General features: G+C 44.0%; 1 protein-coding gene. It reads right to left on the reverse strand.

What is annotated here, in order from left to right:
• Positions 1-16: 16 nt before the first annotated feature.
• The gene (locus DZ860_RS23700) at positions 17-1,225 is read right to left on the reverse strand and encodes an IS4-like element ISVsa5 family transposase (protein ID WP_120035715.1); all 1,209 of its coding nucleotides are present in this window, start codon (positions 1,223-1,225) and stop codon (positions 17-19) included.
• Between the last annotated feature and the right edge of the window lie 112 nt (positions 1,226-1,337).

Genomic DNA, 1,337 nt, shown 5'->3' on the forward strand with positions numbered 1-1,337 from the left:
GCACTGAGAGATCCCCTCATAATTTCCCCAAAACGTAACCATGTGTGAATAGATTTTGAGTAAGCAGGGTTGCAGCCACGAGTGAGTCTTCCCTTGTTATTGTGTAGCCAGAATGCCGCAAAACTTCCATGCCTAAGCGAACTGTTGAGAGTACGTTTCGATTTCTGACTGTGTTAGCCTGGAAGTGCTTGTCCCAACCTTGTTTCTGAGCATGAACGCCCGYAAGCCAACATGTTAGTTGAAGCATCAGGGCGATTAGCAGCATGATATCAAAACGCTCTGAGCTGCTCGTTCGGCTATGGCGTAGGCCTAGTCCGTAGGCAGGACTTTTCAAGTCTCGGAAGGTTTCTTCAATCTGCATTCGCTTCGAATAGATATTAACAAGTTGTTTGGGTGTTCGAATTTCAACAGGTAAGTTAGTTGCTAGAAYCCATGGCTCCTTTGCCGACGCTGAGTAGATTTTAGGTGACGGGTGGTGACAATGAGTCCGTGTCGAGCGCTGATTTTTTCGGCCTTTAGAGCGAGATTTATACAATAGAATTTGGCATGAGATTGGATTGCTTTTAGTCAGCCTCTTATAGCCTAAAGTCTTTGAGTGACTAGATGACATATCATGTAAGTTGCTGATAGGTTTCCAGTTTTCCGCTCCTAGGTCTGCATATTGTACTTTTCCTCTTACTCGACTTAACCAGTACCAACCCAGCTTCTCAACGGATTTATACCATGGCACTTTAAAGCCAGCATCACTGACAATGAGCGGTGTGGTGTTACTCGGTAGAATGCTCGCAAGGTCGGCTAGAAATTGGTCATGAGCTTTCTTTGAACATTGCTCTGAAAGCGGGAACGCTTTCTCATAAAGAGTAACAGAACGACCGTGTAGTGCGACTGAAGCTCGCAATACCATAAGYCGTTTTTGCTCACGRATATCAGACCAGTCAACAAGTACAATGGGCATCGTATTGCCCGAACAGATAAAGCTAGCATGCCAACGGTATACAGCGAGTCGCTCTTTGTGGAGGTGACGATTACCTAACAATCGGTCGATTCGTTTGATGTTATGTTTTGTTCTCGCTTTGGTTGGCAGGTTACGGCCAAGTTCGGTAAGAGTGAGAGTTTTACAGTCAAGTAAGGCGTGGCAAGCCAACGTTAAGCTGTTGAGTCGTTTTAAGTGTAATTCGGGGCAGAATTGGTAAAGAGAGTCGTGTAAAATATCGAGTTCGCACATTTTGTTGTCTGATTATTGATTTTTGGCGAAACCATTTGATCATATGACAAGATGTGTATCTACCTTAACTTAATGATTTTGATAAAAATCATTAGGGGATTCATCAGTGCTT

Source organism: Vibrio sinensis (assembly GCF_003605645.1).
Lineage (GTDB): Bacteria > Pseudomonadota > Gammaproteobacteria > Enterobacterales > Vibrionaceae > Vibrio > Vibrio sinensis.